Origin of the sequence: Desulfotomaculum sp. OF05-3 (assembly GCF_003435535.1) — a bacterium.
Lineage (GTDB): Bacteria > Bacillota > Clostridia > Lachnospirales > Lachnospiraceae > Pilosibacter > Pilosibacter fragilis.
Genome location: NZ_QWGO01000004.1, coordinates 94142 through 120757 on the forward strand (window position 1 = coordinate 94142; position 26616 = coordinate 120757).

Annotated in this window: 16 protein-coding genes; all 16 read left to right on the top strand. The window is 43.8% G+C overall.

Annotation, left to right across the window (positions count from 1 at the left end; genetic code table 11):
* Positions 1 to 265 precede the first annotated feature (265 nt).
* The 16 genes from DXA87_RS03710 to DXA87_RS03785 all read left to right on the top strand — a co-directional run bounded on the left by DXA87_RS03710 (position 266) and on the right by DXA87_RS03785 (position 26580).
* Complete coding sequence (locus DXA87_RS03710) at positions 266 to 14953, top strand: SpaA isopeptide-forming pilin-related protein (protein WP_117503303.1); 14688 nt, start codon at positions 266 to 268, stop codon at positions 14951 to 14953.
* A gap of 221 nt (positions 14954 to 15174) precedes the next feature.
* Entirely contained in the window at positions 15175 to 15765 is a 591-nt protein-coding gene (locus tag DXA87_RS03715) for a helix-turn-helix domain-containing protein (RefSeq protein WP_117503304.1), read from the top strand.
* 306 nt (positions 15766 to 16071) lie between these two features.
* On the top strand, positions 16072 to 16395 hold the full coding sequence (locus DXA87_RS03720; protein ID WP_117503305.1) for a hypothetical protein: 324 nt from the start codon (positions 16072 to 16074) through the stop codon (positions 16393 to 16395).
* A 25-nt stretch (positions 16396 to 16420) separates the two neighbouring features.
* Positions 16421 to 17008: a helix-turn-helix transcriptional regulator gene (locus DXA87_RS03725; RefSeq protein ID WP_117503306.1), complete on the top strand. Its 588-nt coding sequence runs from the start codon at positions 16421 to 16423 to the stop codon at positions 17006 to 17008.
* 273 nt (positions 17009 to 17281) lie between these two features.
* A complete protein-coding gene (locus DXA87_RS03730) occupies positions 17282 to 17551 on the top strand; it encodes a hypothetical protein (RefSeq protein WP_117503307.1) in 270 nt (89 codons plus the stop codon).
* A gap of 43 nt (positions 17552 to 17594) precedes the next feature.
* A complete protein-coding gene (locus tag DXA87_RS03735) occupies positions 17595 to 18164 on the top strand; it encodes a sigma factor (protein WP_158553011.1) in 570 nt (189 codons plus the stop codon).
* Positions 18165 to 18189: 25 nt separating this feature from the next.
* Positions 18190 to 18807: a DUF1256 domain-containing protein gene (locus DXA87_RS03740; RefSeq protein ID WP_117503309.1), complete on the top strand. Its 618-nt coding sequence runs from the start codon at positions 18190 to 18192 to the stop codon at positions 18805 to 18807.
* A complete protein-coding gene (locus tag DXA87_RS03745) occupies positions 18804 to 19898 on the top strand; it encodes a hypothetical protein (RefSeq protein ID WP_117503310.1) in 1095 nt (364 codons plus the stop codon). Before DXA87_RS03740 ends, DXA87_RS03745 begins: the two co-directional genes overlap by 4 nt.
* 24 nt (positions 19899 to 19922) lie before the next feature.
* Complete coding sequence (locus DXA87_RS18685) at positions 19923 to 20894, top strand: ribonuclease H (RefSeq protein WP_117503311.1); 972 nt, start codon at positions 19923 to 19925, stop codon at positions 20892 to 20894.
* A gap of 689 nt (positions 20895 to 21583) precedes the next feature.
* Entirely contained in the window at positions 21584 to 22195 is a 612-nt protein-coding gene (locus DXA87_RS03755; protein WP_117503312.1) for a hypothetical protein, read from the top strand.
* Between the two features lie 324 nt (positions 22196 to 22519).
* A complete protein-coding gene (locus DXA87_RS03760; RefSeq protein ID WP_117503313.1) occupies positions 22520 to 22825 on the top strand; it encodes a hypothetical protein in 306 nt (101 codons plus the stop codon).
* A gap of 307 nt (positions 22826 to 23132) precedes the next feature.
* Entirely contained in the window at positions 23133 to 24110 is a 978-nt protein-coding gene (locus DXA87_RS03765) for a hypothetical protein (protein WP_117503314.1), read from the top strand.
* A complete protein-coding gene (locus tag DXA87_RS03770; protein ID WP_117503315.1) occupies positions 24094 to 25191 on the top strand; it encodes a DnaD domain protein in 1098 nt (365 codons plus the stop codon). The genes DXA87_RS03765 and DXA87_RS03770 overlap by 17 nt, the downstream gene beginning before the upstream one ends.
* Before the next feature lie 235 nt (positions 25192 to 25426).
* Positions 25427 to 25729, top strand: coding sequence for a type II toxin-antitoxin system RelB/DinJ family antitoxin (locus DXA87_RS03775; RefSeq protein WP_117503363.1), 303 nt, complete (start codon positions 25427 to 25429; stop codon positions 25727 to 25729).
* Positions 25726 to 26067 carry a type II toxin-antitoxin system RelE/ParE family toxin gene (locus tag DXA87_RS03780; RefSeq protein ID WP_117503316.1) on the top strand — a complete coding sequence of 114 codons (342 nt, stop codon included), beginning with the start codon at positions 25726 to 25728 and terminating at the stop codon, positions 26065 to 26067. Before DXA87_RS03775 ends, DXA87_RS03780 begins: the two co-directional genes overlap by 4 nt.
* Positions 26068 to 26217: 150 nt before the next feature.
* A complete protein-coding gene (locus DXA87_RS03785) occupies positions 26218 to 26580 on the top strand; it encodes a hypothetical protein (RefSeq protein ID WP_117503317.1) in 363 nt (120 codons plus the stop codon).
* The last annotated feature ends 36 nt before the right edge of the window (positions 26581 to 26616 follow it).

Sequence of the window (26616 nt, forward strand, 5' to 3'; positions counted from 1 at the left end):
AAATGATTTTTCTACGAATCTTTTCCAGGGAGGGGCAGGTTCAACGCCTGCCTCTCTTATTAAAGGCTATCCGCAAAAACGTGGAATTCCCAAAAGGAAATGGAGCACAAGCGGAAGCATCCTAACGGAAGCGACAAATCCTACATAATAGGAAAGAACTCATTCCAAAAAAGGGAGAACATGTATGAACATGAATGATAGAAACATGGATCCATCGTTAAACGGAAATAGCCATCACATATTTGATTAACATAGGAGGTAACCGATGAAAAAGCATAACAAAGGGGCTTTGAAGCGGGCAACGGCGATTTTTCTGGCGACCATCACGATGGGATCCTCCATTATCCCGTACCTTCCATCAAACCTCTTGACAGCATATGCGTTTAAAATCCACTTTGAAAATTCCGGTGTTCCGGGTCATCCGTATTTAAGAGGTACGGTCGATGGCGAGGCAAAAGAAACAAATCTTCTCTGCTTGAATGAAGGTGCCTCGTGTCATTCCGATTATAACTACGAAAAGACAGATGTCAATGTCAGCTATTCAGAAGGAGATCTCTGGCAGAAGCGGCTCTTCTGGGCGTATATCGGTGCATTTGGATCATATGACGGGGATCCACAAATAAACAACTTTGCATATGGCATTTGTGATAAAGACGATGCCAAGCAAGTTGCTTGGAAAAACTCCTGTCCGGCGAAAGTTGATGAATTCGCCAATGACAAGTTCATGTCCTTAGAGAATGTTCCAGATGGATGTAAAGACCAGCAGTCGCTGTTTGACACTACAAGCAAACATGCAACACCGGAAACAGCACTCTCCATCAATGACTTATGGAAAGGTCCCGGGGACCTTGATATGCAGAAGCTCTACGACATGATGGGGCTGAAAGACTATGAGACTCTGAAAAAGTACTGTACTATCACGCCGGTCAACGTGCCGGACGGATACATATGCAATGTCACGTTTGATGATGCAAGAAGAGTCTTTGAGTATGATATCTTAAAGAGCAATGGTGCCACCCCGCAGGGAAAAGATGTTCCTACAATCACATTGGAAGTTAAGTATGATCCAAGTGTATTCACAATCTATGATGTCAGTGGTACGATTGAGTACTTTGAGTGCAAGGAATGGGGATCCCAGCAGCTCACCCGAGTTAAGGGACACCTGGAAGTCAAGCACCCGGTATTCTATATTACGACCGGTAAGGGCGGAACATCAACACCGCCAACGCCACCACCAGATGATCACATCAAAATCGATGTTCCAACACCGAAGATTTATGAGCATAAGGAAACCTTTGAATCCAACTACGAAGTTGATTTAACAAAGTACGATTATGAGACTGGAAAAGAATTAAAGGATTCCACCTGGCAGGTTCTTGAAGCGTTCCCGGATCAGACTCAGCTTAGTGATTCTGAAGAGGACGGCGGACTTCTTGAAAAGAAAATGAGAGAAGCACCAACAACCTGGAACGAATGGCTGATCTTTGAGACAGACTTAAAGACCGATACCAATGGATATCTGAAACATCATGATACGAGATACTATGATTTCGATCAGATGTATTGTAATGGTCATCCGAAGCCACAGAAACCAGATCTCCCAGAGGTAGACACCAGTACCCCAGAAGGAGAGAAAAAACAGAAAGAACTGGAAGAGGAACTGGAAAGCAAATGGGAAGCGGCACAGCAGGAATGGCAGGACATGGTGGATGAATGCGCACAAAAAGAAGCAAACAGCCATGGTGCATTCCACCACTGGGTCAATGATTCAGACGGCGATGGTGCTGAAGAACCTGATGAGGCAAAATCCTTCCAGGAATCCGGATGTGAAGAGTCCAGAGATACCACATATGATAATTTCATCAATTTAAGATATTCCTACACATTCCGCGAGGAAGATCCGAGAGATGGATATATCATTCATGGGGAAAATGGTCACCCGGATGATGTTCCGGTAGAGATCATCACGACTGCTGCCTCTGAAGCCAACAAAGATGCCGTATGGACCAAAGCCAACAACTATGATATCACAGTTACCGGCTTTGCCCGTAATATGATGCGGACCAATACGGATAACAACGATTCCGATGATACAGATACCTATGCAGCGGCAGAGACACATAAGCTTTATATCAATGAGCCAGTAGATCTGACCATCGGACAGAAAGCAGTCAACCAGCTGATGTATTTCTTCGGACTGCCGGAGAAATATGCTTCCGAACAGCAGGTTGTGTTAAATTTCACAGTTTCTGATGATGAAAAGGAGAAAGCGACTCCGTCTAATACAAAAACAAAGGCGAAGGACGAAAGCACGGAAATCATAGAAACTTCGGAAGAAAACAGTGCAGTAAACGATGCCGAAGAGACAACTGCTGTTGAGAACTCTGCAGAAAGCATAGAAGAAACAACGGCAGAAACAGTCGAAGAGACCGAAGCTGTTGCAGCAACGGATGAAGAGAACGATACACAGGAAGAAATCATTGTTTCCGATCCGGAAACCCAGGATGAAGAGGTTTCTGCGGAGCCGGAAGCTGTTTCTGATCCTGAGATCACCGTATCTTCCAGACGCGTGCCGACAGTCGGAACTCCGCAGGATGAGGAGGAAACGGTGGAAGAATCCGAAACGGATGATGAAGAAGTCCTTGCGGATGAAACTGCTGTTTATTCCTATGAACCGCTTGCCATTGAAGCGTTTAAGACGGATGGCGTTGCGGTGCTTGCAGCGGATGATGACGATGATGACAGCTCCTCGGGTGGAATCGATTTTGATAATCCAAGTGTCGATTCCCAGCCTGGAGTTGATGAAGGACCACATGACCGGATCGCACACAGTTTTAAGGTATACGATCATCGTGTTCCGGGACAGATCCATTTTAATAAGAAGGATATGGATCTGAAAGCAGGTGAAAATGCAGACTATGATTCCTACGGTGATACCCAGGGTGATTCCACACTGGAAGGTGCCGTATATGGACTGTTTGCAGCAACTGATATCTACGGACCGGATACCCAGAGAGCCGAAGATGGAAGTGTGATCAAGGGAACTGGCGTGATCTTTGATGCCAATGATCTGGTGGCGATCGCAACCACGGATAAGAATGGCGACGGATCTTTCCTTACCATCACGGAAAAACCGCATACCATCTACGACTACAAAGCCGGGACCACAAAGTACACAGGAAAAGATTATCCGAAGAACCTCTATGATATGGACGGATACCGCAAGGTATACCAGGAAGAGGAGACTGGACGCATCTACCAGAACAATGTGGCAGCAAACGGTGACTACTGGATCGGACAGCCTCTGATCTTAGGAAACTACTATATTAAAGAGTTATCCAGATCGGAAGGTTATGAGCTTTCCATTACCGGCAAAGACATGACGGTATCGAATGTCAACGATACAACCAGAGCCGAGTATGGAGAGAGTGCTGATTCCAAATCGAATCCGGTAGGAAGTGCATGGGTTGTTGAGAAATTAAAGAATGTCGTTACCAACCCGGAGGCAAATGCCACCTATGGAAACAGACAGAACTTATTCTCTATGAAAGTTGCATCCCTCAATGCCACAAACGGATACAATGTTGTATTTAGCGGCATTCCGGAGAAAGCAGATTTCTATGCAGACAATGTTACGAAGACAACAACCAAAGTCCAGGTACCGGTCGGCTACGAATTTGTGAATGCAACCGAGGAACCGTTATACCTGACTGCTTCTTCTCTTACTGTTAAGAAGGATGCAGACGGAAATCCGATTCCGAACCCGAACGCGCAGAAGACACTTCCGGTTTCTGCGAGGGAATATGGCTACAAAGCAAAATTAGTCGGTGGTAACATTGACACACCGGCGCAGGCAACCATGCCGGATCGATACAATGCTGCTGTTGGGGACTTGGAAGCCAATGACAAGGAGCAGTTCCGTTATATTAAATATGAAGCGGAATCGCTCTTAAGAGCATATGGACTGACAACACCGACCACCACATCCTTTACACCATCAACGATCGATGAGCCGGTATACGATGAAGCTTCTGCCGACAAGTTTGGATCTCCGGAAGTTACCTTTACGGTTTCCAATGTCAGCACCTGCAAAGACATCATCGACAAAGTAGTAGACTACTATCTGACTTCGAAGATCTTCTCATACGGAAGCGTTCAGGGAATCACCATGAATGGCAACACTGCAACCGTAACGATCGCAGTCAATGTCACACCAATGAACACAGCCGTTTACCAGGAAGATGGAAGCGGAAATATCATCGCCGGATATCTGTTCAGAAAGAACAGTGCGACAAATCGTTACACGGTTCGTAAATATGCGGCAGATGCAATTACGATCTCCGATAAGTCCAGCACCGGATCCTGTACGATCGAATTCCTTCCGGATTTCGAACTGAATGATGCCGGAGAGCCGGTCGATAAGATGACATACCGGTCCATGGAAGATCAGTATCTCTGCTACCAGCCGGGAGATGTTCTCTATGATTACTGTTATGCAGACGGAACCGGACATGAAAAACTTCATAGAAAAGTCTTACAGACCAAATATGAGGAAAGAGAAGTTACCAACGAAAACACAAAGACCAAGACTCTTCCGGTCGTTAAATCCATGGAAGAAGTCGCAGATCCAGTTGGAAGCACTTACGTTTACTACGATGCAGATGCAAAGCAGTATATTCTCCACGTAGGAGCAAAAGACACAGATCTGACCGGTCAGAAGAGTGCATACTTTACGGTTGCTCTCGATGACGGTTCCACGACACTTACTGCGGATGACATTGCAAAGATCGGAAAGAGCAATGTATGGAACTATAAGGCTGGCGATTCAATTCGAAATTCTGCTTACCTTATGAGGATTGCCGGAGTTGGAGCAAGCGTATTTGCCTGTGAGGACTTTGATAAGGATGAGACATTCATTCGCAACGCCAGACTGATCTATAACGGATATTATGATCTCTGTGAGGATGCCAATACAAACGAGGCTCCGACCTCTGTCGAAGAGCGTATCATTTCCCAGCAGATCAAAGTTACGAAGACCATCGAAAAGACTTCCTATAATAATACAGATTCTTATTCCGAAGTTCATGAAGACTGGTTTACGAAGACTTTTGGCAGCCTGTTGGGAAAAGACAAGGCAGCACAGAAGCTCGATAACTTCCGTTACAAGACCTACTTAAAATCCAACCTGGAAAGACTGTTCCGTGATAACGATGGCAACGTGATCTGGCTGGATCGATCCGGAAACGAGATCGATGTCCTTGATCGCAACCAGAAGTTCCCGGCATTAGTCAACAAGATCTACACGAAAGTGCAACATGTGACCACTCCGTTATACAAAGACTCCGAGGATGCAATCGTCAGCAACGATGCGCTTTATAGTTATACGAACGGACTGATCAATGAGGACCAGAACACCGGATATACCTCCATCCTTGAAACAGTCGAGAGAACGGCGGAGAATGGAAACGGCGTAAGAACCGTCCAGGCATATAACTACGATAAGTTCTTTGATGCGATTGCCGTAGCAAACAACGATAAGTGGGATGATGCCAACCCGACCTACACCTCCTGGCAGCCGATCGGAAACGAGGCAAACCGCACAGATGATACCATTCAGAATGCAAAAGCTTCTGACAAGGTAAGACAGTTCGCAATCGACTGGTACCTTGATGATGAGATTGCAAAATTAGTCAAAGACGTGCCGACAAACGGACAGGAAAAAGAGGATAAGGACGGCAAAGTTGCTTATTCTGATGAAATGTACGATGAGGCATTAAGAAATGCGATCACAAAAGCGGAGAACTACCTCAAACCGTTCTTCTCCTATGATCTGGATGAGATCTATGCGATTGCATGGGATAGCGCAGAAAATGGTGGCAGTGATAACAATCAGACAACCTTATCTGCGGACACTTTAAACGGTGATGCAAATCTTGCCAGCGAGGGTTACTACTTCGGAACATCCAAGTACCTGCCATATGGTACCTATGTTGTTGTGGAACAGCAGCCGAAGTACGACAACCTGGAAGACTTTAAGAATAAGCATTACCAGATCGACAAACCGAGAGAAGTTGAGCTTCCGGCAGTGTACGCAAGCTATGACGGATCTCAGGAATCCCCGGAGGAATACAATTCCTACTATAATTACGATGCGAATATTTCCCAGAGTGAGATGGAACGCAAATATAAGATCCGTTTCAACGAGGAAACACTCCATCGGATCAAAGGCAGAAATGCAGAGGGAGATTTCGAGGTTTACAAATATGGCATGGATATCGATCGGATCAACAACGGAACCAAGACTCCGCAGGCTGGAGATTACTTCGCACTGACCCAGGACGTATTCAAACCGTATAAGAATTACTACAATGCACAGGATGACCGGACCACTGGAGATGTTCCGTATTACCTCACAGAGGGATTAAGCGGAAAAGAAAAGGTTTCCAAGTATTACCGGTACAGCTCTGTTGCAGAGAATGCGGGTACCGCGAACGATGTTGCTTATCCGGGCGGAACCAAGACAGAAGACAATGTTCCGGGAATCCAGTACAAGGATAACGTAAAGACCATGCAAGGCGTAAAGACCGCTTATGATGGAAAATACGCATCCATGCTTGTTCCGTGGACGGTTGTAGCATCTGACAACCAGACTTCTGAAATCACAGATGTAGCCGTAAGCGCGACCGGAGAGAGTTCCTACAAAGGATTCTCTTATACAAAGTTCAGAAACCGCTTCTTTACGACCAAGCTCAGAATCGAAAAACTGGATTCTGAAACACACGAGAACATTCTCCATGATGGCGCAATCTTCAACATTTACGCCGCAGAGAGAGATGATTCCGCAAACGGTGACGGATCCGTGAAGTTCTATGATGAGCCGACTCTCATCACCGGAACTGAAGAATTCCTTGAGTCCATGGGTGCGACTGACATCAAGCCGATGGCAAGAAGAAGTTCCTTCACCGACCGGCTGACCGGAAAACAGTATGGCGCAGGAAACCTTTACACAGGCGTTGTCCCGGCAGGAACCCCGATCTGCTCAGAGGATGAGAAGATTGTTCTGGGTGATTCCTACGGAACACGTACCGTAGCATTTAAGGCATACTCCACCGTTCTTGACGGACAGATGAAGAGTGATGCTGACAATGCAACCCTCACCTGGCAGAACCAGACGGTTGGTTACATTGAGACTCCGCAGCCATTAGGTGCTGGCGTTTATGTAATCTGTGAGTCAAAGGCTCCGAGCGGATACACGAGAACCAAGCCAATCGCTATCGAGGTTTATTCCGACAAAGTTACCTATTACAAACAGGCAAACAAGAACAACAAAGTCCTTGCTGCCATGTATGAGTACCCGTCTGACAACCAGACAGCAAATGGCACAAAACCGCAGGATCTGATCAACGTAGCAAGAGTTGATGTTGAGAATGCACCGATCAAACTGACCGTTGAGAAGCTTAAGGAGTCCAGTGTGGATTCTGCAAACACAACAACGGACAAGACCGTCACATACCGTGTAAGCGGACGAATCGATGGAAAGCTTTCCGAAATCGGAAACAATCCGGATTATGAGTACGCATACAGTGATGCAGGAGAATATTTAGGATATGCCTGGAAGAAAGGCACTCTGGAATATCTCACAGAGCGTCAGAAAGCCGGAGAGAATGTGAAGATCGCATACGAGGGCAATGTCTTTGCCGGATATGGATACGTCACAAAGACTCTGGGAACGGCGGACGATGCCAACAAGTATGTTGCCGGTGCAACTATGACTCTCTTTGATGCCTTAGAGATCACTGAATCCGGAGATACACAGGATCATAAATACAATGGACTTGTGATCGAAAGAGACGGAAACAACAACATCAGCAGAATGCATGTTGAAAAAGGCTATGCGGGAAGAAAAGTTGAATTTATCGAGGAGACGGATGACGAAGGAAAGAAATATTCCATCGAATACCAGGCTGGAGTAGATAAGGACGGACAGCCGCTCACGGCAACCGGAAGCATCTGGACCTCCGAGTATATCGATCGTCCGGATACCGATATCCTTTACTACGACCTTGATAAGCTTGACATCTTTACAACACAGAAAGCGGACGGACTTACGACCGTCTATGGCTATGACAGAGACCATAACAAGGTAGTTGTAAATCAGGTTGAATCCGACAAGAACAACTTCCCGAAGACGGATAGTGAGTATTCCATCTATGCGTTCAAGGGCGGAATTCCGTATCTGGAATTTGTCGGTGGAGACTTCAATCAGATCAAATACTCCAGCACGGATAAAGTGATCGAAGTGGGCGATGGCACACTTGTTTATCATCTGGACCGTGATGGAAACAGGGATTCTCTTGTGGACCCGTACACCGGAATGGCGTATGTCAAAGAGAATGTGGTAGATGCAAATGGAAAGACATCCGAAAAGACATTAGTATGGGCGGTCAATGTTCATCGTGACGAGTACGGCAATGTTATTTCCACGGATAAGATCACAACTTCCAGACTTGCAACCATCGGAGAAAACAAAGATGGCTACAATGAGGGAGCACTGATCGATGTCACCAATAATTCCGGACATGACATCCCGGACAACGAAAAACCGTCCTACACCCATACTGAGTCTGGCTACATCACCGGATCCTGGCAGTCAGAACATGGCGAAGAGAGCCATAAGGAAACGACTGTCAACACCAATGATGATGGACAGAACATGAATGAGGATGTTCTGGTTGATGATAACAACGGTCAGTTCAATAAAGAACTGAACCCGACTTATGATGAACACGGACTTGTAGGATACTACCAGAGAAGCGGAGAGACCTATGACAAGGGAACCGAGCTGTATGACAGAAACGGAGACTTTGTAAGATACCAGGATTCCGACAATCTGGAAGAGTACAACAATGCGGCGTACCGCATCAATGAACACGATGAGCTTTATGACGGGGATGAGACCAAGGAGAGTCAGAATCAGTCCAAACTCTATCACAGACAGGGTGAAGGATATATTCTGGAAAACACCTGGACCACATCCGACAAGACCCCGAATGATCCGTTCGATGATACAATGACAGATGGACAGGCGGATGTCTTAAAGCGTGTACCGGCAGGTACCTATATCATGGAAGAGTTAAAAGCTCCATCCGGATATATCAAAGGTATGCCGACTGGTATTACTGTAAACGAGACTGCTGCCATGCAGAACACCAAGATGGTTGATAAGACCACGAAGATCGAAATTTCCAAGATTGATGGTACGGAAAAGAATACCTACAACCTGAAGAACATGGAGACCGGACTGATCGAGGGAACCGTTGAGGAAGGTAAGAATTCTTATGGATATGGACAGGTATCTGATGCCGTTATTGCACTCTACCGTGCAAAGAAAGTTTATACGGCAGACTTCCTCACCTATCCGAAGGGATATTACTTAGAGAGAGCATCGCAGACAGAAGGTCCGATCACCTACTATGCTTCCGACAGCATGGTAAGCAACATTAAAAAACTCACAGCCCAGTGGACAACCGGAACGACTCCGATCTATGCGGAAGGTATTCCGGAAGGATTCTACCTGTTAGAGGAGCTTAGTGCTCCGGACGGCTTCACGATCAGCGATCCGTTAGAGGTCTACATCAGCAACAGCGCTGAAGTCCAGGATGTGACGATGTACGATGATCATACGAAAGTAGAGATCGCAAAGCATGAGATCACAAACAATGGAAAAGAGATCTTACCAGGTGCAGGATTCACACTCTATAAGGGCAACACAGACGGAACCTACAACGAAAATGATGTCGTTGATTCCTGGACATCCGATGATGCCACAGACTATACGGAGACTGTAAATTATGCAGATTATCCGAATGCCAACGGTGCGACCGGAATAACCGGATTCATGACAGAATTTGAGGAGATGTTCAACACATACGGCACAAAAGCCGGAACCAACATCACCTGGTCCGTTGAAAGAAAAGCAGAAAGAAGTTCTTCTTCTGACAATGTATGGGTAATGGAAGACCGTACACAGATCCCGGTCGTTGACGGTGTGATCAAGTTCCCGGCTGGAATGAGCCAGGAAGACATGGATGGATTCCAGGCAGCATACAATGCCAACACGAAGAACGCAAATGTGATTAAGTGGCTTGATACAAAGAGTGCAGCGTATGTATCTCATACTCAGATCGATCAGGCAACCGTAGACGGAAGTGCGTCAACCACAAACTTCCCGACAGCAGCAACCATGATCTATCAGACAAATGACGGACAGCAGATCAGGATCGCGGCATACGAGAGATCAGCAGACCGGTCCGGAAGATCTTATACGTTCGATTACAAGTTCGACTATAAGAAACTGGATGCCATCAATGCTTATGCATGCTCTTACCTCACAGCAACTGGACACAGAAGATTTGATTACCTGCCGGTTGGCTCCACATATGTCCTGGTAGAGACTACGGTTCCGGAAGGATACGCGAAAGCAGATGACAGAGTCATCACCGTAGAGAAGATGAAGGATGTTCAGTATTACTCCATCTTAAATGAGACAACTGCATTAAGAATCTCCAAAGCGAGAACCAATGCGGACGGCTCTGAGACATGGGAACTTGCAGGTGCCAAATTGGGACTTTACAAACCGAATGCCGATGGTTCATTCGAGCAGATCTCCGAGAATCTGATCGCATCCTGGACAACCGGAGAGGACGGAACCTATACAGAGTATGACTTTGTAAATGGTCTCATCCCGAACGGCTATAAGATGGGTGACTTAAAGCCACACACGATCCGTGGATTGGAAAACGGAACGTACTATCTTGCCGAGATCGATGCACCGGATTATTACAAGACATTTGCTCCGATGAAGATTGACTATGTTGGACAGAATGAGATCCAGATTGTCCGTGTTCTCGATGAGGAAGTAAAAGGAAGACTGGAAATCAAGAAAGTTGACAAGAACGATGACAAGCCTCTTAGCGGCGTGTCCTTTAAGGTAACTGGTTACCGTTACGGTACTGGTGAGATCGTATATGATGCAACAGTAAGCGACACGAATGGAAAGATCCTTGTTACGGACCTTCCGGTCGGAGAAGCGGACGAGAATGGCATCATGACACCTTATGTATATAAGGTAAAGGAGATCACACCGCCGGATGGCTATCAGACCAATGGTGTAACTCAGACCTTCCAGTTTGCACCGGATAAGAATGGCGTATCTTATAGCTATGATGACTTTGCATTCGAGACCTTGACAGTCACGGATGAAGTGACCAGAGTTTACATCACCAAGAGAGATTTCACAAATCTTAAGGATGATGGAATTGATGGCGCATTCGTAAATGGTGCAGTCCTTGCAGTCTATGAGTTAAACGGCAGAAATGCGGATGACAGCTATATCTATGACGAAGCAAATCCGATTGCCAAATGGACAACTGCTGCCGATGAAGGACGCCACATGATCGAGGGACTGATCGCCGGAAGAACGTATCTCTTAAAAGAGTTACAGGCTCCGGAAGGATATAACCTCATGAAACCGGTTGTATTTACTCTTGCTCCAAGTGGAAGAAGCATTATTGCAATTTCGAATGATCTGAATACGGTCAACGTAAACAGCATCACACCGGACAATGCATACTTAGATACCGATAACCTGGATGTGGATTCGATTGATTCCGTAACTGTGATCGGACGGTATGTGACAAAGGTTGAGACCGTTGTAACAGACGGCGCTGGAACTGAGATCGCTCAGTGGATCAACGATGGCAATGAGCACATCCTTCACAGGGAAGATGGTCTTTCTGATGATGCAATCTATACGTTCACGGAATATACCACATACTCTGATGGAAGCCGGATTGTAACAGACAAGACTACAAAGAGAGTCAACTTCAATGAAGCTGGAGAAGTGGTACTCAAGACCAGAACCGTAGGACATACAGAACTTGCTGTTTCCTATGCGGACGGAACCCCGATCGAAAGCTTCACTCCGAACAAATTTATTGCGGATAAGACCATTAAGAACAACGTAAACCCGGAGAATCCGAAGATCACGGTAAAGAGCAACGGTTCCACAAATGGAGACGTGCTCGATCCGACCCAGGCTGTTATGAATACTGTAAGCTATGTGAATACTGCGAATATCACCACAGATATCACAGTAGAAGCAAGTGTTGATGATACCGTAACAATCATGGGCGCAGAAAACGGCGAGATCACCGGAAACACCATCAAATGGGTTATCAAAGACGTTGCACCGTTACATAGCGGATATGTAACATTCACGACCATGATCGATCAGAAACGCGCTTTATCTACCAGTGTTACCGGAACCCTTTCCTACAATGGAAAATCTGTAACATCGACAAAGACGGTTCCGATCATGCAGCCGAACGAACTCACGATCTTCAATGAGCTGACAGGATCCGGAAAGGACCTTTACAGCGATGAGAAGACAGACTTCCGCGTAAAGCTTTATAATTCCACAGGCGAGGAGTTACAGGGCATCTACGAGTACACCGGAAGCCAGACTGGAGAGATCCGAAGCGGCGAGATCATTACCCTTGCAGGCAATGAGTTCGTAACGATCAATCCAGGAAACATTTATAAGAATGTTCGGTACAAAGTAGAACGGATTGAAGACGGCAGCCAGAAAGTATTCACAGAGCGGAATACGGAAGGATATGCGCCGGAAGAGACTGGAGCATTTGCAGTATTTACGAGAAATGTGAAAGATACTTCCGAGAGAGAAATCTTCACCAAGGGCGGAAGTTACCTGCTCACGGAGACAACATTCTTTACGGATGATGCTTCCATGGAGACCAATAAGCTTTTATTTACCCTGGATGAGAAGACATCTATCTCCACAGTGGGAGGATATGATAAACAGACAGAGGTACATTTAAGCAAGACCGACATTACGACCGGAAAAGAATTACCGGGCGCACACATTGTTGTAAAGGACAAAAACGGAAAGACGATCGATGAGTGGGATTCCACGGACAAGCCGCATGTGATCACAGGCGTTCTGAATCCGGGAGAAAGCTACACGATGACAGAGACCGGAGCACCGGATGGCTTCGCATATTCCGAAGACATCACCTTTACAGTCAATGAGGATGGCACAGTAGATAAGGTCGTAATGCAGGATAAGAAGACCCATGTTTCTGTCAGCAAGACGGATATCACAACCGGAAATGAACTTCCGGGTGCACATCTTATCATCAAAGATAAGAATGGCAATACAGTAGCCGAGTGGACATCCACCGACAAGCCGTATGAGTTAGTTGGAATCTTAAAGGCTGGCGAGTCCTACACACTTATTGAGGAAGCAGCTCCGGACGGATATGCGTATGCAGAGGAGATCAACTTTACAGTCAGCAAGGACGGTTCCATCGACCGTGTCATCATGGAAGATAAGCCGACCCACATATCCATCAGCAAGACGGATATCACAACGGATCAGGAGCTTCCGGGAGCACACATCACGATCAAGGACAAAAATGGTAAAGTGGTTGATGAGTGGACATCCACGAATGAATCCCATGAGATCGTTGGCAAGCTCATTGCCGGCGAGACCTATACCATGACTGAGGTCGGAGCACCGGACGGCTTTGCATACTCTGTAGATGTTGAGTTTACAGTAAGCAGAGACGGTTCCATTGATAAGGTTGTGATGGAAGATAAGCCGACACATGTAAACATCAGCAAGACCGACATTACAACCGGAGACGAGCTTCCGGGAGCACACATCACGATCAAGGATAAGAATGGAAATGTGGTTGATGAGTGGACATCCACCGATAAGCCACACGAGATCGTTGGCAAACTTGTTGCTGGCGAATCTTATACCATGACTGAGGTTGGAGCACCTGGAGGATACGGATACGCAGAAGACATCACCTTTACAGTCAGCAAGGATGGCTCCATTGATACCGTAGTGATGGAAGACAAGCCTACGCATGTCACCATTTCCAAGGTAGATCTGACCACCAGTGCGGAACTGCCGGGAGCACAGCTTACCATTAAGGATAAGGATGGAAATGTGGTGGAAGAGTGGACATCCACCGATAAGCCGCATGAGATCGTTGGCAAACTGATTGCCGGCGAGACCTACACCCTGACCGAGATTACTGCGCCGAACGGATATCGTGTTGCGGAAAGCATCACCTTCACGGTAAATCGTGATGGTAGCGTAACAAGTGTTGTGATGAAGGATCAGCGAATTCCAACAGGCTCCAGTCATAGATCCTATACACATAAGGAAACCACCGAGAAGAAACAGCCGGAGACAAGAACCGTTGTTCTTACGAAACGGAATACAGATGGTGGACTGGTATCCGGTGCGGAATATGGAATTTATCTGGATGACGGAACTCTTGTTACAACGGGAGTTACAGGAGATAACGGAAGAATTGAGCTTCAGATTGAGCCTGGTAACTACTATGTACAGGAGATCAGCTCCCCGTCCGGATATTCCCTAAACCACACAAAATATCCACTTACTGTGGCAGCAGATGGAACGACAGAAGGTAAAGTGGATATGGTCGATGACTTTGCGATCGTTGCGATCAGTAAGTTGGACGTAGCGACTCTTGAGCCATTGGAAGGTGCGGTATTCACCATGTTTACGATGGACGGAACACCTGTTGCGACTGCAACATCCGGTCCGGAAGGATACGCAGAGTTTAGAAAAGTTCTGCATGGAGATTACTACATCATGGAGACAGACGCTCCGGAAGGATACTTATTATCCCCGGAAAAACGATATGTATCCATTGATAAGTTCTACACCAATGCGGCTCCGATCATCTGGTACGACAGTCCGGATGAATACGAAATCAAGACTCCGCCGACCGGAGACAATTCTCCGATCATTCCGGTCGCAGTTTTACTTGTCTTAAGTATTGCAGGTTACTGCTTTTACACGAAGAAAAGTAAGAAAAAAGAAGAGAACTAATTGACATTTGGGTGCGGCACAGCTTTTTACAGTCTGTGCCGTACTCCATTTGAAAAAATCCTTTAAAACGATCGAAAGATATAGATTTTCGGCAATAATGGTGACAACGTACAAAAAGGAGAAATCCTAAAAACAGACATAAAAGATCTTAGGAAAAGGACTTGACGATATGCGGGGACTGAATGGACTAAGGGCGAAATTAACAGAGTAGGGGAAGCAATATGGGAAAGAAATATATTCGTTATTTATATGATAAGAATATGTATCCGGAGTTCAGCCAGCGACTAAAAGAAGCCAGGAAAAATAAAAAACTATCTCAGCAGAATGTAGCAGATCAGATTGGATGCTCCAGAACTTTATATCAGCAGATGGAAAACGGAGGCGCATCTGCGATACAGCATGCGCATGAGCTGGGAAATGTTTTCGGAAAAGAAATTTTTGATGTATTTCCATATGATATCTATCGCTACTCCAATGAGTTTATCCTGGTATGTATGGCAGTCTTCAACAAAGATTATAAAGAGATCGCAAATACGTTAGGCTGCAAAGAAGCTGTACTAAAAAAGAGCCTTCTCAGCGAGAAGACAATATTTTATCTGCATTTGAAAGATCAGATCGACATAATCTTCCCAAACATGGGAATCATTGACTCATTCAGCAGAAAAGGAAGAAACAGTGTTGTCGTAAAAATTAAAGGTTCCTGTTTCGTTTACATGAACGTAATGGGGAGTATGACTGATAGCGATAAAGTATCTGAAATAATGGAAGAGAAGATGCAGCTTCGGTTGCAGGACGGGCAAGAAAGAAAATAAGGACCTGAATATACGGGCGCGGATCGAATTTGATGATCCGCGCTCATTTTTTAACAATAGAACTATGATCTATTTGTCGAAATAGGAAATTTATATAGTTAATTTCATATGTAATTTTCAAGTGATAATTTCAATAGAAAATAGATATAATATTTATCAATACATATCCATATTTCTTTTTTGCCAGGGTGCAAAAGTGATTATTCATCTAGTAATTGATACCACCTTAATATACTCATGGTATGATATGGACATTGTACAAATTCGAAACAGATCATGTATTTATGAAAGAAAAATGAAGAAGGTGTGATTATTATCGAGGATAGCAAAAACTACTCACAAATATACCAAGATATGTTTGCTTTATTGGGGGATAAAGATGCAGTGATGAAAATTCACGAGCACTATGGTGGAATGATGGTCAACTTCCCAAGAAAATTATATAGCCAATCATATACAGAAAAATATATTTGTGAGAACTATGGAGTACAGCCTATCAATATGATTTCAAGCCACTTAGGAATCGGCACTCGGCGTGTAATGCAAATCGCGAAGGAGCTGGGGTTGACAAAACCGAGGAGAAAATCAACAGAAAGCCAGGAAAACAAAGCATTATATAAAAAAATATAGAATTTAAGAAAGTAATGGATTAACTATGAAAAATACGTTTTGTGATGCAAGCATGTATCCGGAGTTTGCGAAAAAGGTAAAGGAATGCAGAAAAAAGTTAAAATTGACCCAGGGGGAAATTGCGAATAAAATCGGATGTTCAAGACAGATGTACAACCGACTCGAACAAGGCTATCCTCCAATAATGCAATATGCAGATAAACTGGCTGAAATTCTGGGTGAAGAGATTTTCAGCGTTTTTTCTTTTGATGTGCGGAAATATTCAAAGGAACGTATCTTAATATATGCAGTAATCTTTGGAGTAAGCTATGAAGAAATAGCAAAAGTCATTGACTCAACTGCACAGTATACACAAGCATATCTCGAAAAAAACACATCTGGGTACCTTCTACAATATAGGAGTGGCTGGGATCGATTATTCCCGCATATGGAGATGATCCAAAGTGCGAGAAGAATTGGAAAAAACAGCATTGAAGTTGTCGTGGATGGAACAAGGTATGTGTTGGTAAACCAGATAAAGACTGCTTCACGGGAAAGGGATTCCATTTGGAATCTGATAGGGAAAATAAAGCAACCAGAGGATTTGGAAAAATCAGAAGAATTATATTCCTGATAATGAGAGCGTAACAAAAATGAGATGCATCCAAGTAAGAAATCAGCAAAAGAAAGGGCGATAATCGTCCTTTCTTTTATTTTTCAAACTGTTAAAACGTAATAAAATCAAAATAAAACGTAATAAATATAAAAAATTCCGTGATAGGGTTGAAAAAAATATAGGAATATGTTATATTTTTACTATACAAAAATGGTCAATCTATACATCCTGCGTGGGATGTGACAGCAAACTGTCCTACTTTGTATAGGACATAACGAAAGGAAGAGGATAATGAGTGATTATACCAATCCTTCAGGGACTACAAATACATCAAAAAATGATGAGGCGATAGGGAGAAGCATTTCGGAGTTATTGGATCTTCAGCTTGCGCTTGGAAGTATTATAAAAAATATAGTTGATCGCTTAGTAGTGAAAGAAACCATTGAAGCATCAGATATTGAGCATTACAGCCATTTGATGAAAAGGAAAATCGATAATACACTTCGCAGTGTGCCGCAGGCAAACTGTGAGATGAAAGAAAGTACAGACGAGAAAAAATAAGCCGGCTGCAGAGCAGAATGACGAAATTAAGGGAGGTGGCAGAGTGGACAAAGAACAGATCTTTTTTGACAACAAAGCGTTGGCACTTAACATTGCACATGGTTACTTCGAGGACAAGTATGCGGCAGTGGAAAGAGAAGACTATGAACAGATGGCACTTATGTATTTATGGGAAGCCTCTATGGAATATAAGGAATCAGAGCAGACAAAATTTTCCACGTTTGCCACAACTTATATAAAAAACTCATTTGCGGATTACTTCCGGCACATAAAGCGCCAAAAAAGAGCTGCGCTGTATCAGCGTGAAACGGATCGGAACCAGGAGAATGACAATCTGGAGGAATCCTTAAAGAATCTGGAAGCTGAAAACACAGGTGAAGACAGCCTATCTTACCAGCTTTTAAGGCTGGACTTAGAAAGAGACCTTTTGCGTGAACGGAGAAAACTTCGAAAAAGCGAGAAGAGCACTGCTGCCGGATTGGAAATTCTGTATGCAATTTTAAAGGGAGTCTCTGGAGCGGAAATCATGGAGACAATGGAAATTCCGGAATCCTCTTATTATCGATGTGTGAAAAAAGCACGGAAGCATTTGTGGCAGGTGGCGATGGCATAAAAGAAGAATCTTGCAGGAGAAGTTTATGATAGAAGAAAAATTATTAACGGAGAGCTTTTTCAGCCAGAGGACATCTAAAATAAAAAGATTCGTAGAAGTTCATCGGTTTGCGAGATTTTTAAATAAGATCGTCCCCAAAGAAAAGAAAATCGTATTGGTTGGGATTGGGGATCCTGAAGTACATGCTGACTATGTAGGTCCCAATAGTATTGCACTCATTCAATATTTTATGGATTCGGTTCCCATGTATGGAAATATCTTGTTTCCCGTAAAGGGCGGAAATACGAATGAATACGCAAAAAAACTGCGTGAAAAATATCCGGATTCAGTTATCATTGGAATTGATGCAACGATAGGAAAAGCTGAGACTGGAACAATCATAATCTCAAACCGCCCGGTAAATCCTGGAAGCGGCATGAACCTGCATTATGATCCAATGGGGGACGTGTCCATTTTGGGGATCATTGGAGAAAGCCAGGGACTTGTCCTGGCAAAGAAGAATGATGAAGCGATTGATCGCATGACGGAATTTATTGCGGAAGCCATTATATGCTGGGTGACAAATTACCGTCACCAGGCACTGACCGATGGAAATTTTTTTGAAAAAGCGCCATTTGCTCCAACTGCGAGGAAAGATAAATGATAGAAATCATGCCAGTCCATTATGATATAGCTGGAGATCTGAGACATTATTTTAATTCCAATATGAAGGAGATCCTGCTCCACATCGAAGAGTCCATGAGATTCTGCGAAGAGAAAAAAATCTCTGTGGGGCATGGAAAACTCTATTGGTTTTTGAAGGATGATCAGATCTTTTTTTATTGCAACAATATGTTGATTTATCACAACCAAATCATGAATGCAGAGATGCAGTCCCATCCCTTTACCGAAGCATTTATGAAAGGAGGAAAAACACTACTCAATGAAAACGAGCTGGAACAGACTATGATCAAAGATGCATTGGCAGCATATTATCTGATCGACAAGGAAGAACATGAAAACAGAAAAAGTTCCGCGATGCATAAGAAACAGCCGTTCCCAGGTACGGATATTACCAGAGAAAAATACCAGTGCGGTTCCAGTCTGTTCCGGATTACCGCGCAAAGAAGAAAAATTCAAATCCTAAGAAATTATACGCAAAAAACAGCATTTATATTTCCGTCAGAACGGTATCGGATGCCGGCTCATGGGAAGGTGCAGATTTTTGGAGAAGAAAATACATATCCGGTCCCGGATCCTTCAAAATTTAACGCGGCTGTTTCGGATGCTAAGTATGAATATGGAAGAGGACTTCAAAATATCAGAGCACTCATAAAAGCATTGGAGTCAAGCGAATATGAGAAGATGCACAGGATTACACTTTACGCAGGATGGAAATGCCAATACAATGCAGGTGATTCTCTGGCAGCCAGCTTATGGATCGTGATCGATGAAAACGCACTTGTGGATGCGGAAAATTGGAAAATTGAGAAATTACAGCAATATATGAATCTATTGGAACAAGGGAGATACGAGGAAACGCTTTTTCGTGGAAACATCCTTCAATGGATCGAAGAAGAAAAAATGAAAAAGCTGCCGTATACCGATTCTCACTGGACCGGATCCGTAAATAGATGCCTTTATATCGGGACTGCATGTACAGACGAACAGGCAGAAGCATTCCTTGCATCGAGAACAAAAAGCCGAATACCGGAGAGAAAAAGGCTTCTGAGACCATTTCGTGACCGCTTGTGAGACGCTGGAGGGGGGGAGAGTGACATGACGCAGAAAAGCACAAAAGATGTGATACAGATCTATACAGACGGTTCCTGTCTGAAAAATCCATACGGACCTGGTGGATATGCTGCGATTATTCGGTATCAATCAAATGGAAAACAGTATGAAATGCGCCTTTCCGGGGGAGCCGCAGGAACGACCAATAATCGTATGGAGCTTATGGCGGTTATTGAGGCGGTAAAGCATTGCCCTGATATCGAAAAACCGATGTTTGTATATACGGATTCACAGTATATCGTGGATGCATTTGGAAAAGGATGGATCAAAAACTGGGTCAGACTCAACTGGGATCGAGGAAAAGAGGGCGGACCGGTCAAAAATGCAGACTTGTGGAAAGAATTATTGACCGTGATTGGAAAGCGGAAGATTGATTTTGCATGGGTAAAAGGACATGCGGGAAATCCTCTTAATGAACAGTGCGATAAAATGGCAGTCGAAGCGGCAAAGACATTAAAGGGAACGTATAAGAAAGGAACAGTCAAGCAGGAAAACAAAGCAGATAAGACACAGAAAGAGCAACCCAGCCTTTCTTTTGTTGTGAGTAAAGTAAATGCTGCAGACTTGGACCTTCATAAGATTCTGGAGGAAAATAAAAAATATTTGCTTATCCCGTCAGCAGCATATTTCCCTCAAACGCGATCGGGGAAATATACGGTTCTCATGGACTATTGCGGGACCAGAAAGGTGATTTCTGGAGACTGCGAGGAACATGACCCCAACGGCGTATTTTTGAGAGGAATTTTTGAAGCCTGCTGCCTGTTGCGGTTAAAAAAGAAGAAGATCGTAATCCTTTGCGGAAACGCAGTGGGCTTTTCCAGACCGCAAAAAAGCGTTCACAAAGATATTTTTCAGCAGATTGATCGGAGCACAAAAATGTTGGGAAACCAAATCCAGGTCATAGAAATCAACGGTGGAATGAAAAAAATCAAACAAATCATCAAAACCTATAGCTGAGAGATCCATCGTGAGAAAACAGATTGGAAAATTTATTTTCACAGAACAAGGTCAGACACCGAGGAAAGAGGTGATATCACCTGGGGGACTGATCTTGTTTTACGAGGAGTTTCCTTATTGCCCTTATTGCGGCTGTATCGTGAAATTCCCGGAAACTTGACAAATAGTCAGATGCTAACTATAATAATAGACATAATATTGTTTGATTGTCATAGCGATAAGAAAGCTAGGGATTGTGAACATCCGTAGAGAAAATCGATAACAAGATTTTTTCAGTGGATTTTTACACACGGAACATTGACTTCAACAATTGGATTTCTGTAATGGAATCTGTTTTCGATTGAATTCATTCGTAAGGCGCCAAAAGAATAAGTTTGAAAGAGAACAGAGGAAGCTATTTGAACGAAAATGGTTGAACGAATATGTTTTATTTGTGTGCAAAAGGAAGCTGAGACCGGATAAAACGTGACCTGGAAAAAGCCAGGGCAGTAGACAATGGAAGAGATGGCACCATTCATTCGTGAGGGATAGGTGCTTTTTTTCTTGCCAAAAATAAGATGGTGAGTGGATGAACTGTTTTTTGTGTGGAAAGATTGGAAATTGACAACTGTGTCATTATAGGCTATTATGTCAATAAATGATAAAAAAATATGCAAATATTGGCATTTTGGACATGAGGGAGATCAAACATGAGGATTATCAAAAAATATACACTTCTCACACTTGTAGGGATTTTTGCGTTGACTGGATGCGGTAAAGCTGCTCAGAATACTCAGGAAGACGTAAACAGTGCTTCGGATGCAACCCATCTTGATGCGGATTTTAAAAAGAATTTTGATACGATTGAGTTAAATGGAAGCACATATAAACTTCCAATGGAGTATTCCGTTATGGAAGAACTGGGCTTTTCAGATTCAATGGATCCTGCTGCCGAGCTGACAAAGGGAAAACCGGTAGCGACTGTGTTTTCAGATGAAACCGGACGGGAGATTACAGGATATATCGCATATGCAGGAAGCGGAGAATCCGGATATAAAATTGACAGCAAAGTGATCGCGATACTGGCATCAAAAGAGACGGCAAAAGATCTGGGGCTGAAATTCTATAAGGGGATTTCCCTGGACTCAACAGAGGATGAAGTGGCGGCTGTTCTGGACCATATGCAGTCCGGGGACAATGGTGCATTGTACGGGATCCGGATGGGGGATTATGAGTATCTGTCCGTAAGTTTAAAAGACGGATCCGTGAATGATATCATGGTCATCAATGGAACAGACTTCTTTGGTCATGCGCAGAAGTGATCGTGATCATCTGGAAAAACTATGAATGCTCCACTCACATGCGGTGCAGCGGCTCCTATGGACGTAGTACTCTGCCTGAATTTATAGAAATACTGGAGAAATCATCAAAACTGGTTGCGCTTCTTGGAAAAATAAGATATACTGATTATATCAGTTAGTTGTTATTATCGTACAGGGCATATTAGGTCGGAAATAATCTAGGTTATTTCCGACCTTTTTTGTGTGAAAAAACAGGAACTGAAAGAACTGTCCGCTATGCGGACGAAATAATGCACATTACCTGATAGAGGATGTGTAAATAAATACACAAAAGGAGAAAAACATATGAGAGTTGCAAAAGTAACAGAGCAAGAGTGGAGAACGCTCCAGAAAGGCAGAAGGAGAAAAGTTCATAGATATTTGAGATGCCAGAAGTTCTCCAGACTGAATAGGGAATTCTTCCAGTGGTTCAAAGCCTGGGGAAGACCGGCAGTTCAGCGACTGCTTGGAGGGCTTTGCGTTGTCGGCGGCTTAGCAGTGTACTGCATGATGCACGGTCAGCCAGACTGCGGAGAGATTATGTTCTCGGTGGTGGCTGTACTGGCTGTTGGAGTATATGTGCTTTGCACCAGAAAGGAGCTTTTTGTATGATGTGAGTTGGAAAGACCTGCTGCATTGGCAGCAGGTCTTTCTGCGTTTAACAGGAAAAATCTTGTGGTCCAGACATCAACGCCAGGATTATTGTAGGCATATAATCTCAGCCTTATAAAAAAGATCGTGGAAACCCCATTTCTCCCTGAAAAATCACAATTGCATTGATGAAAATCACAGAAAATGATTACACGGTTAATTATGGTTAATTGAGTTAATTCATAATTAAGAATGATTGCATTGACACGGAATATGTGCTATTATATGCTTATAAACACACGGAACGTATAGAAATGGAGAAATGCATATGGCAAACTTTGCAGTTAATTGTCCGGACGAGGTGATCAGCCGTGGAAACGCACTGATCGCTAAAATGGCGGAAGGTACGGATGAAAAAAAGGCGGAAACACTGAATCGCATATTCGCAATCGTTGAGAAAAGCATGGATGATGTGATCATGCAGGAAAATGGAATAGATACAAAGGGATTGGATGCGGCTTTAAACGATATTCGCAGAATGTTCCAGACTGCGTCCAGTAATCGTGAAAGACTTCTCGATGAGAAGGAACAGCAAATTATTAAGCTGAAAATGGAAAAAGCTTCATTAAAAAGTACATTCCAAAATCAGTTGCAAGCTGCTATGGAAGAAAAAGAGGTTGCGATGCAGTCTGCGAAAAAGGCAGAAGAGGATGCTTTAATGGCTAAGAAGCAGGCTGATACAGCTGAATCTTTGGCAGCAGAAAAAGAAAAATTCAACACAATCCTCATGACAAGATGGAAAGAAGCAAAAGAAAAACTTGCTGGATATAATGACTTGAAAGCGTCAGAACAGGCGGCAAAAGAGAAAATCGCGGATTTACAACGTGAACTGGAACAGATAAAAAAGGATCACGCTTCTGAATTATCGACTCAGCAGAAAGATGCAGCGATTGCTTTAAATCATGCCGTAGCAGAAAAAGAGCGAGAAATGCAGGAAAAATATAATGAGCTGGAAGCTTATAATAAAGAACAGAACGAAAAGCTCTTAGATTTGCAAAGGGAAATCGATCAGCTGAAAAAGGAGCATATTTTTGAGATTGCCAGTCAACAAAAAGATGCTGCAATTGCTTTGGAACGTGCCGTAGCAGAAAAAGAGCGTGAAATGCAAGGCAAGATCCAGTCTGCGGAACTTGAGACTGTACGCATGTCTGGGAAGATTGAAGTGCTTGAGGCGAGAATCAGAGAATTGATGGATAAAGATCGGGACGTGAGCATAAGGGGCAAAAAGAATGAGCTTGGGCTATAAAAACAATATCAATGCGGCGATGACTGCTGTTTCCAATATATTTATTGACGAATATATGGAGACCGCCAATGGGGAATATGTAAAAGTATATCTTTATCTTCTCCGTCACGAGGGAGAGAACATGGAAATCCCGGATATCGCGGATACACTGAACCATACAGAGTCTGATGTCCGCCGCGCACTGGCGTACTGGGAACGGGCTGGTGTTCTTGCACCAGAAAGAGAACTCATGGAAGAGGCAGAAAATTCAGGTGCGAAATCCGCAGAAAACCTGCAGAATGCGGGAGCCACATCCAGGCTGGGAAAAATGAATGAACAGAAATCAGGGACAGCTGTTCCGATGGATGAATGGTCATCCCAGAATGTGCCGTCCATGGAAAAAACTGCGATCCCGGATGCAGGAAACAGTTATGACCGGATGAAGCGCCTGTCTGCGGATGAGGAATTCTCTGCGCTTCTCTATGCGGTCCAGCAGTATCTCGGAAAGACGTTCAGCACGATCGAGTGCGAGAAATTCGCCTATTTTTATGATGTGCTCCATATGTCCTGCGAACTTCTCGAATATCTCGCGGAGTACTGCGCCGAGGGTGGTCACACGAGTATCCGCTACATAGAAAAGGTGGCGTTAAACTGGTATCAAGCTGGAATTCATACTCAGGACGAGGCGAGAGAACACTCAATGAAATACTCGAAAGATACGTCCGCTGTCATGAAAGCGTTCGGCATCATGGGAAGAAATGCGGGGACGGCGGAACAGGAATTTATGCGCCGCTGGTTTAAGGAATTTGATTTTGATTCCGCAATCGTCACGGAGGCATGCAACAGGACGCTCACAACCACAGGTTCAGCAAGTTTCCCATACGCGGATAAAATCCTCACCGGCTGGAAGGAAAACGGCGTGAGGACCTTACAGGACGTGGAAATACTGGACAAACGCCGCCAGGAGAAACAGAAGAAATCTGCTGGGACACCGAAACAGAACCGGAATACGTCCGGGAATCGCTTCAACAACTTTGAACAGAGGTCCTATAATTATGACAATTATGTCTGGGCGGATATCAGGAAGAGGGAAAAATCCTAAGAACACTGGACAATTGATCCAGAAAGTCGTATGATGGATGTATCAGTTATGTGAATGATTTGTACGAGGAAAAAAGAGTCAACACCGTTTTGGGTGAATTGGCTCTTTTTTTGTGCAAAAATAGAAAGTATTATAACTGAATTAAATTTAAGGAGAGTGATAAAAAATGTAAGTATTTAAAATGCTTGTATTTGCAAGCAAAAACGTATATGATATCAATAAGGAGGAATATACTATGGCAAATACATCAGTTATATATGCAAGAATCGACTCGGATCTTAAGGACAATGCAGAAGGAATTCTCTCACAACTCGGAATTTCGCCATCAAGTGCAATTCAGATGTTATACAGCCAGATTGTACTAAAAAAAGGAATTCCGTTTGAGTTGCGTCTTCCATCAAAGCATCCAACGATAGACACAATGACGCGGGAACAGCTTGATGCGGAACTTCAAAAGGGCATGGATTCTATTGAAGCAGGAAAAGTATACTCTGCTGCTGAAGTAGAAGCGGCACTTGCAAAGGAGTTTGGCATATGATAAGTAGCTATGAGGTTGGATACTCGACAGACGCATACAACGATTTGCGAGAAATTTATGCCTATATTGCAAACGAACTTCTTGTTCCGGATACTGCTGCCACCCAGCTAAGACGTATCCAGAAGAAAATCTTGTCGTTGGATTTTCTACCATCTCGTTATGCGTTGGTCGAATGGGAACCTTGGCATTCCAAGAAAGTACATCAGCTTCCGGTAGATAACTATATTGTATATTATGTGGTTAAAGAAGAACAAAAGACGGTCACAGTGGTCAGAATATTCTACAGTGGTCAGAATGTTGAGAACATTGTAAATTCGAAAGAAACACTGGACAACTGATGCAGAAAGTCTTATGATATACATATCAGTTATGTGAACGATTTGTGTACGAGGAAAAAAGAGTCAACACCGTTTTTCGCGGTAGGTTGGCTCTTTTTTTGTGCAAAAAAACAGAATAGCGTAGCTGAAATAATAAATGAGGTGAAAAGAATGAAAGAGATGAAAACTAAAACAAGGTTGTCTTGCGGAGAATCGAGCACTACTGAGGCGGGTAACAAAACATTCCCCATTGTAGGCGTACAGTTTTGTGCAGACGATTATCTGACATCTGCCGGAATGCAGAAAATGATGTCACTTTTGAATTCGGACGAATTTGAGATCCGGCAGATAGATGGAAAATGCAATACCATTGCATATTTTCTGATCTCTGCGGAACTTTACGATTCGCTGGAAACAGCAGATGTTCATGAGATGGAGGCATTTATCGGAGTGGTCTTGGATGATGTGGAAGAAGAATCTCCAGATGGAGAGTATACATGGCGTGACCATCGAATGCATCTTGAGTATCAGTAACGTATACAGCCAGGGAACAAGATTCCATGGCGTGAA

Coding starts and splice junctions, on each gene's coding strand:
- DXA87_RS03710 (WP_117503303.1), top strand. CDS start 266: ATGAAAAAGCATAACAAAGGGGCTTTGAAGCGGGCAACGGCGATTTTT.
- DXA87_RS03715 (WP_117503304.1), top strand. CDS start 15,175: ATGGGAAAGAAATATATTCGTTATTTATATGATAAGAATATGTATCCG.
- DXA87_RS03725 (WP_117503306.1), top strand. CDS start 16,421: ATGAAAAATACGTTTTGTGATGCAAGCATGTATCCGGAGTTTGCGAAA.
- DXA87_RS03730 (WP_117503307.1), top strand. CDS start 17,282: ATGAGTGATTATACCAATCCTTCAGGGACTACAAATACATCAAAAAAT.
- DXA87_RS03740 (WP_117503309.1), top strand. CDS start 18,190: ATGATAGAAGAAAAATTATTAACGGAGAGCTTTTTCAGCCAGAGGACA.
- DXA87_RS03745 (WP_117503310.1), top strand. CDS start 18,804: ATGATAGAAATCATGCCAGTCCATTATGATATAGCTGGAGATCTGAGA.
- DXA87_RS18685 (WP_117503311.1), top strand. CDS start 19,923: ATGACGCAGAAAAGCACAAAAGATGTGATACAGATCTATACAGACGGT.
- DXA87_RS03755 (WP_117503312.1), top strand. CDS start 21,584: ATGAGGATTATCAAAAAATATACACTTCTCACACTTGTAGGGATTTTT.
- DXA87_RS03760 (WP_117503313.1), top strand. CDS start 22,520: ATGAGAGTTGCAAAAGTAACAGAGCAAGAGTGGAGAACGCTCCAGAAA.
- DXA87_RS03765 (WP_117503314.1), top strand. CDS start 23,133: ATGGCAAACTTTGCAGTTAATTGTCCGGACGAGGTGATCAGCCGTGGA.
- DXA87_RS03770 (WP_117503315.1), top strand. CDS start 24,094: ATGAGCTTGGGCTATAAAAACAATATCAATGCGGCGATGACTGCTGTT.
- DXA87_RS03775 (WP_117503363.1), top strand. CDS start 25,427: ATGGCAAATACATCAGTTATATATGCAAGAATCGACTCGGATCTTAAG.
- DXA87_RS03780 (WP_117503316.1), top strand. CDS start 25,726: ATGATAAGTAGCTATGAGGTTGGATACTCGACAGACGCATACAACGAT.
- DXA87_RS03785 (WP_117503317.1), top strand. CDS start 26,218: ATGAAAGAGATGAAAACTAAAACAAGGTTGTCTTGCGGAGAATCGAGC.